Annotated in this window: 7 protein-coding genes; 3 read left to right on the forward strand and 4 right to left on the reverse strand. The window is 69.3% G+C overall.

Translation table 11 applies throughout. From position 1 onward, the window contains the following. Positions 1–69 precede the first annotated feature (69 nt). From ACFVV0_RS04460 to ACFVV0_RS04475, 4 genes are read right to left on the reverse strand one after another with little or no spacing between them, the layout of a single operon-like run. On the reverse strand, positions 70–1077 hold the full coding sequence (locus ACFVV0_RS04460; RefSeq protein WP_387058774.1) for a sugar phosphate isomerase/epimerase family protein: 1008 nt from the start codon (positions 1075–1077) through the stop codon (positions 70–72). Continuing rightward, the gene (locus tag ACFVV0_RS04465; protein ID WP_387058776.1) at positions 1077–1457 is read right to left on the reverse strand and encodes a VOC family protein; all 381 of its coding nucleotides are present in this window, start codon (positions 1455–1457) and stop codon (positions 1077–1079) included. Before ACFVV0_RS04465 ends, ACFVV0_RS04460 begins: the two co-directional genes overlap by 1 nt. An 8-nt stretch (positions 1458–1465) precedes the next feature. Beyond that, a complete protein-coding gene (locus ACFVV0_RS04470) occupies positions 1466–2194 on the reverse strand; it encodes an orotidine 5'-phosphate decarboxylase / HUMPS family protein (protein ID WP_387058779.1) in 729 nt (242 codons plus the stop codon). Then, on the reverse strand, positions 2194–3168 hold the full coding sequence (locus ACFVV0_RS04475; protein ID WP_387058782.1) for a sugar phosphate isomerase/epimerase family protein: 975 nt from the start codon (positions 3166–3168) through the stop codon (positions 2194–2196). The genes ACFVV0_RS04470 and ACFVV0_RS04475 overlap by 1 nt, the downstream gene beginning before the upstream one ends. Positions 3169–3339: 171 nt before the next feature. Between ACFVV0_RS04475 and ACFVV0_RS04480 the strand changes: the two genes are divergently transcribed. The 3 genes from ACFVV0_RS04480 to ACFVV0_RS04490 are packed head-to-tail and all read left to right on the forward strand — an operon-like array spanning position 3340 to position 6616. Then, on the forward strand, positions 3340–4407 hold the full coding sequence (locus ACFVV0_RS04480) for a zinc-binding dehydrogenase (protein ID WP_387058785.1): 1068 nt from the start codon (positions 3340–3342) through the stop codon (positions 4405–4407). Further along, positions 4404–5594: a Gfo/Idh/MocA family protein gene (locus tag ACFVV0_RS04485; protein ID WP_387058788.1), complete on the forward strand. Its 1191-nt coding sequence runs from the start codon at positions 4404–4406 to the stop codon at positions 5592–5594. The genes ACFVV0_RS04480 and ACFVV0_RS04485 overlap by 4 nt, the downstream gene beginning before the upstream one ends. Continuing rightward, entirely contained in the window at positions 5591–6616 is a 1026-nt protein-coding gene (locus ACFVV0_RS04490) for a Gfo/Idh/MocA family oxidoreductase (RefSeq protein ID WP_387058791.1), read from the forward strand. The genes ACFVV0_RS04485 and ACFVV0_RS04490 overlap by 4 nt, the downstream gene beginning before the upstream one ends. Positions 6617–6741 lie beyond the last annotated feature (125 nt).

The raw sequence follows: 6741 nt of genomic DNA on the forward strand, positions 1-6741 counted from the left end.
AGCCAAAACCCCCTCAACAGCGCTGCTGTGAGGGGGTTTTGGCTGGACTCGATTGCGTTGAGGGTTCGGCTACTCCTTCTGCGCGAAGACCGAGTCGAACGCTGCGGTCGGCCGCTCGCTGAGCAGGCCGCGCACGTGGGCGAGGGCCTCCTGCGCGCCCTGCTCGCGGCGCATCCCGGAGTCCTCCCACTCGATCGAGATGGGGCCCGCGTAGCCGATCGAGTCGAGTGCCCGGAAGGCGGCCTCGAAGGGGATGTCGCCGCGACCCGTCGAGACGAAGTCCCAGCCGCGGCGCTGATTGCCCCAGGCCAGGTGGGAGCCCAGTCGCCCGACCCGCCCGTCCTTCGGGCGGGTGCGGGTGTCCTTGCAGTCGACGTGGTAGATGCGGTCGGCGAAGTCGAGGATGAAGTTGACGGGGTCGATGTCCTGCCAGACCATGTGGCTCGGGTCCCAGTTGATGCCGAACGCCTCGCGGTGATCGACCGCGTCCAGGGCACGCACCGTGGTCCAGTAGTCGTAGGCGATCTCCGACGGATGCACCTCGAGCGCGAACTTGACGCCCTCCGAGTCGAACACGTCGAGGATGGGGTTCCACCGGTCGGCGAAGTCCTGGTAGCCGTCGTCGATCACCGTTCCCGGAACGGGCGGGTACATCGCCACGTAGCGCCAGATCTTGGACCCGGTGAACCCGGTCACCACATCCACGCCCAGCTTGCGCGCGAGGATGGCGGTGCGTTTCAGCTGCTCGCTCGCCCGCGCCCGGACGCCCTCGGGGTCGCCGTCACCCCAGGTGGCCGGTCCGACGATGGATTCGTGCCGGAAGTCGAGCGGATCGTCGCAGACGACCTGCCCTTGCGCATGGTTCGACAGCGCCCAGACCTTCAGGCCGTTGCGATCGAGGATGTCCTTGCGCGATTGCAGGTACGCCTCGTCCTCCAGTGCCCGGTCGACGTTGAAGTGCTGGGTCTTGCAGGCGATCTCGAGGCCGTCGAAGCCCCACTCGCCGGCGAGACGTGCGACCTCCTCGAACGGGAGGTCGGCCCACTGGGCGGTGAAGAGGGTGATCGGATGCGTCATCAGTTCTCCTGGAGGAACTCGAGCTGGTTGCCGAAGAAGTCGTACGTGTGGAATCGCCGGTATCCCGGGAAGCGGTCGTCCGGTTCGACCGTGACGCCGTGGGCAGCGAGTCGTTCGGCCAGCGCATCCAGGTCGTCGACGACGATCGCGGGATGCCCGAGCCGGTTGGGCGTGAAGTCGGGGTCGGGGATGCCGTGGATCTCGATGCCGCTGCCGTCGGCGGGCGAGCGGAACCAGCCGCCGATCGGCCGCATGCTCGCCGGCTTCGGGATCTCGGTCAGCCCGAGCACGCCGACATAGAAGTCGCGGGCGCGCTGTTCTTCGCCGGGCGGCATGGTGAACGCGGAGTGATGCAGCGTTCGGAAGGTGACGTCCCTCATCCGGGAGCTCAGTTCGTGACCGGGGTGGCGTGCACCCGGGCGATGGCGTCGCCGAGAACGGCGGGGAGGTCGCCCTCGGGGATGGTGAAGGACGTCTCGTCGTCGACGGCGAGGGGTGCACCGAACACGACGACTCCCGCCCCGATGGTGGGGCAGCTCACGGCCTGTTCGATGCTGAGCCCGCCGACGGCCTGAACCGGCACGGTCGTCGCGGCGACGATCGCGGGCAGGTCGGTGAGCGGCGAGAGCCCCAGCTCCCTGTGCATGTTCCGGTGGTCGTGGCCGATGTGGTGCAGCACCATGCCGACGCCGAGCTGTTCGAGACGGCGGGCTTCGGCCACGCGGTCGGGGGCGGCGATGTCGTCGCCCATGACGAGGATGCCGAAGTCTTCGCCGGCTTCGCACACCCGCTGGATGGTCGCGTCGTGCGCGCGACCCATGACGACCACGGCATCGGCGCCGGCCTCGGCGTAGAGGGCGGCCTCGCCGTAGCCGCCGTCCATGATCTTCAGGTCGGCGATGAGGGGATGCTCGGGGTACTCCCGGCGGAGCGCTTTCACCGCGCGCGTGCCCTCGGCCATGGCGAGCGGGGTGCCGATCTCGAGCCAGTCGGCGCCGGCTTCGACGGCGATGGCGGCCATCCGCAGCGCGTCGTCGAGGTTCTTGAGGTCGAGGGAGACCTGCACGATGCCGTGGGTCAGGTCGGATCGTTTGAGTCCGCGGATCGAGCGTGCCATCAGAGGGCTTGTCCTTTCGGGGTTGCGAGAGCGTCGGCGGCTTGCCGCGCCCGGTCGTGGTTGCGCACGCTGACGGCGGTCGAGCCGCCGAACCAGCGGTCGCGCGCGTCGCGCAGGAAGTCGACGGAGGCCTGGAGCTCGTCCATGCCGTTGACCCCGTCTTCGATCGAGATCCAGCCGTCGTAGCCGGCGTCGCGGAGGATGCCGAAGATGCGCGGGTAGTCGTTGAGACCCTGCCCGACGACGCCGTGCTTCAGCGCGGGGGAGTACCCGAGCGTGCCGTCCGCCTGGCGGAGGTCGTCGAGGGTCGTCCCCGCTTCGAGAAAGCGGTCGGAGGCCTGCATCGTGACCACGCGGTCGATGACCGACTCCAGGAACTCGCTGGAGTCGACGCCCGCGGTGATCGCGTTCGACGGGTCGAACTGCACGCCGAAGTCGACCCGGTCGGGGATGCGGTCGAGGATCGCCCGGAAGACCTCCGGGCGCTGCGCGAACTCCGGGTACTCCCACGTGCTCGCCTTGTAGTGGTTCTCGATCGCGAGCGTGATGCCGAGCTCGCGCGCCAGCGGCAGCAGACCGAGGATCGCCTCACTCGCCAGGTCGACGCCCTGTTCGACGCCGATCGACGGATGCGCCTGGCCGCTGAGCACGCGGCAGGTCGCGCCCTGGCCGCCGAGTCGAGCGGTGACGCGCATGAAGTGCGCCTGCTGATCGATCTCGCGGGCCCGCACGTCCGCATCCGGGTTCGTGAAGTCGGGGGATGCGCACATCATCGGCATCTCGAAGCCGGCGGAGGCCAGGTGGTCGCCGATGCCGTCGATGTAGTCGTCGTCCTCCGACCAGAAGAAGCCGGTATGGAGCTCGAGACCGTCGACGCCGAGGCTGCCGGCTTCGTCGATCCATTCGTGCACGGTCTTGGTACGGCGAAGGACCATGGCGGTCAGTTCACCTTTGGGAAACGCTGCGATTCTCACGTCTCGACTCCTCGTTGAACGGCGTGATGTTGATAGATTCCGAACACCATCCTAGTTAAATGATCTAATTCGGACAAACTTTGATTAGAATCGTAACTAGTTTCACATTCCCGTTCCCTAGAGAATTGCACGTGTGCCGGCATGGCCGCCGAGCACCGACAGGAGGAGCCAATGAAGGCGCTGGTCAAGTTCGCCCACGAGGATGGTGCGCTCGAAGTGAGGGACGTGCTCGTTCCCGAACCGGTCCCCGGAACCGTCCGCGTGCGGGTCCACACGGTCGGCGTCTGCGGTTCCGACATCCACATGTGGCACGACTCGCAGAGCAAGAGCTCGAAGGGCGTCCTCCCCGTCACGCTCGGCCACGAGTCCGCCGGCATCGTCGAGGCGGTCGGCGAGGGCGTCGAGGGCTGGGCGGTCGGCGACCGTGTCGTCTGCGAGACCGCGGCCTCCATCTGCGGCGTGTGCGCGCTCTGCCGCAGCGGCCGCTACAACCTCTGTCCCTGGCGCGAGGGATACGGACTCAAGCGTGACGGCGCCATGGCCGAGTACGTCATCGCCGAGCCTCGCGTGCTGCACCGCATCCCCGAGGGCGTCAGCTTCGAGGAGGCTGCGATGACCGAGCCGTTCTCGGTCGCCTACAACGCGGTCATCGAGCGGGCGGGCGTGAAGCCCGGCGACCTCGTCGTCATCCAGGGCGCCGGGGCGATCGGAATCCTCGCCCTGCAGATCGCTCAACTCGCCGGAGCCGCAACCACCGTGGTGCTCGGCACCGACATCGACGAGCACCGGCTGGCGAAGGCGCGCGAGCTGGGCGCCGACCACACCGTGAACGTGTCGCGGGAGGACCCGGCGGCGCTGATCGCGACCCTGCACGACGGCCTGGGCGCCGACCTCGTCGTCGACGCCACCGGTGTGAGCATCGCACTGCAGACGAGCATGGAGCTGGTGCGTCCGGCCGGCGCGATCGCCAAGGTCGGCTGGGGCCCGCAGCCTCTCGGATTCACCCTCGACCCCCTGGTCAAGAAGGCCGTCACCCTCTACGGCTGCTACTCGCACACCTGGCACACCTGGGAGAGCGTCCTGCGCCTCTTCTCGGAGAAGAAGCTGCGCCCCGACCTCGTGCTCGGAGGGGTCTACCCGATCGAGCAGTGGGAGGAGGCGTTCGGCGCGATGCAGCGCGGCGACAACGTGAAGTCAGCCCTCCGCATGCCGTTCGGACTCGAGGGGGACGCGCGATGACCGAACCGGTACGGATCGGCCTCCTCGGCCTCGGCGCGGTCGCGCAGGCCGTGCACCTGCCCCTCCTTGCCCGGCGCCCCGAGCTCTACACGATCGCCGCCATCGCCGACCTCTCCACCGAGGTGACGGATGCTGTCGGCACGCGGTACGGCATCCCCGAATCCCGTCGCTTCGGATCCCTGGACGACATGCTCGACGCCGGCGACCTCGACGCCGTGATGATCCTCTCGCGCGGTTCGCACGCCGAGGCCGTGCTCGCCTGCTTCGCCCGCGGGGTCACAGTCTTCTGCGAGAAGCCGCTCGCGTTCACCCTCGCGGAGGTCGACGAGCTCATCGCGGCGGAGCCCGACCTCGGGCATCCCGCGATCCTGCTCGGCTACATGAAGCAGTACGACCCGGCCGTGCTCGCCGCGATCGACGCCCTCGCAGAGGTCGACGACGTGCGCAGCGTCGAGGCCAGCGTGCTGCACCCCACGGGCGCGTCGCAGCTGGCGTTCGCGCACATCGTCGGACCGACGACGCCGCTCCCCGAGTCGGCCGCAGCCGCGATCGACGCGGAGGACCGCCGTCTCTGGCAGGCCGCGGTCGGCGACGCGGACGACGCGCTCTGGCGTGCCTACCGCGGGTCGCTCGTGAGCAGCCTGGCCCACGACCTTTCGGTGATGCGCCGGCTCGACCTCGGGATCGAGAACATCGAGTTCGCCGACATGTGGCGGCAGTCGTCGGAGCACGCCGTGCGCGATGTGGGACGGGACCGCAAGTCGTTCGGCGAGCACCCGCCGTCGATCTCCGCCGTCGGACGGCTCGCCGCGGGCGGCCGGTTCTCGCTCACCTGGCAGTACCTGCCCGACTTCCCGGCCTACCGCGAGACGGTGCGTGTCGTGCACGGCAGCGGAACGGTGGAACTCGTCTTCCCGTCGCCGTACCTGATGCACGCTCCCACCGAGCTCACCGTGACCGGCGTCGACGGCGATGCGGAGCGCCGCGTCGTGCGACGCAGCATCACCGAGGCGTTCGAGACCCAGCTCGAGGCGTTCTACGCGATGATCCGCGGGGGCACGCCGCCCGCATCCGGGCTGGCCGAGGGACGTGCGGACATCCTGCTCTGCCAGCAGATCGTGGCCTCGTACGCCGAGCGCCTCGGGATCCCGGTGGGCGGCGAAGTCGGAGCGCTGATCGGCCGATGAGCGACTCCGCTCTCCGCGCGGCGGTCATCGGCTACGGACTGGCCGGCCGCGTCTTCCACACCTCACTGCTCGCCGCGGACCCTGCCTTCACGATCGACGCGATCGTCACGGCCAACCCTGGGCGGGCGGCCGAGGCGGCGTCGCGGTTTCCGGATGCGCGCATCCTGTCGACCGTCGACGAACTGTTCGACGACCCCGAGCGGCTCGACCTCATCGTCGTGGCCGCGCCGACCCCGGAGCACGCCCGTCTGGCGCGCCGGGCGATCGAGGCCGGGATCGCGGTCGTGGTCGACAAGCCGCTGGCCGTGCGGTCGCAGGAGGCCGAAGAACTGATCGACCTCGCCGAGTCGCGCGGCGTGCCGCTCACGGTCTTCCACAATCGGCGCTGGGACGGCGACTTCCTGACCGTCGCCGATCTCGTGACCACCGGACGCCTCGGCGACGTGTGGCGGTTCGAGTCGCGGTTCGAGTGGCTGAACCCGCGCCCGCGCCCGGCCTGGAAGAGCGCGACCGCCGGATCCGAGGGCGGCGGGGTGGCCTACGACCTCGGCAGCCATATCATCGATCAGGCCATGCAACTCTTCGGGCCGGTCGCCGACTACTACGGCGAATTCGTGCGTCACCGCACCGACACGAGCAACGACGACGACAGCTTCATCGCCCTGCACCATGAGAGCGGCGTGCGATCCCACCTGTGGATGAGCAGCCTCGTCGCGCAACGGGGGCCGCGCTTCCGCGTGCTCGGCTCCGAGGGCGCATACGTCGTGGAGGGGCTCGACCCGCAGGAAGCCCAGCTGGCTGCCGGGACGACGCCGACCGACCCGGGCTTCGCCGCTGACGACCGCGCGGGCCGGCTCGGCACCGACGCCTCGTTCGAGACCGTTCCGACGCTGCGCGGCCAGTACGCGGAGTACTACGCGCGATTGGCCCTCTCCCTGCGCGACGGGGCTCCGGTCCCGGTCGCTCCGCGCGACGCGCTCGTGGGCCTCCGCATCATCGAGGACCTCCACAGCCGCGCCTGAGCGCAGCTACGCAAACGGCGGCCGGATGCTCGAGTCGAGCATCCGGCCGCCGCTTCGCGTCTGTCAGGTACGCGCGTCTGTCAGGTTCGCGCGTCTGTCAGGTTCGCGCGTCTGTCAGGTTCGCG

The sequence above is a fragment of the Leifsonia sp. NPDC058230 genome, assembly GCF_042882245.1.
GTDB lineage: Bacteria > Actinomycetota > Actinomycetes > Actinomycetales > Microbacteriaceae > Leifsonia.

Coding starts and splice junctions, on each gene's coding strand:
- ACFVV0_RS04460 (WP_387058774.1), bottom strand. CDS start 1,077: ATGACGCATCCGATCACCCTCTTCACCGCCCAGTGGGCCGACCTCCCG.
- ACFVV0_RS04485 (WP_387058788.1), top strand. CDS start 4,404: ATGACCGAACCGGTACGGATCGGCCTCCTCGGCCTCGGCGCGGTCGCG.
- ACFVV0_RS04490 (WP_387058791.1), top strand. CDS start 5,591: ATGAGCGACTCCGCTCTCCGCGCGGCGGTCATCGGCTACGGACTGGCC.
- ACFVV0_RS04465 (WP_387058776.1), bottom strand. CDS start 1,457: ATGAGGGACGTCACCTTCCGAACGCTGCATCACTCCGCGTTCACCATG.
- ACFVV0_RS04470 (WP_387058779.1), bottom strand. CDS start 2,194: ATGGCACGCTCGATCCGCGGACTCAAACGATCCGACCTGACCCACGGC.
- ACFVV0_RS04480 (WP_387058785.1), top strand. CDS start 3,340: ATGAAGGCGCTGGTCAAGTTCGCCCACGAGGATGGTGCGCTCGAAGTG.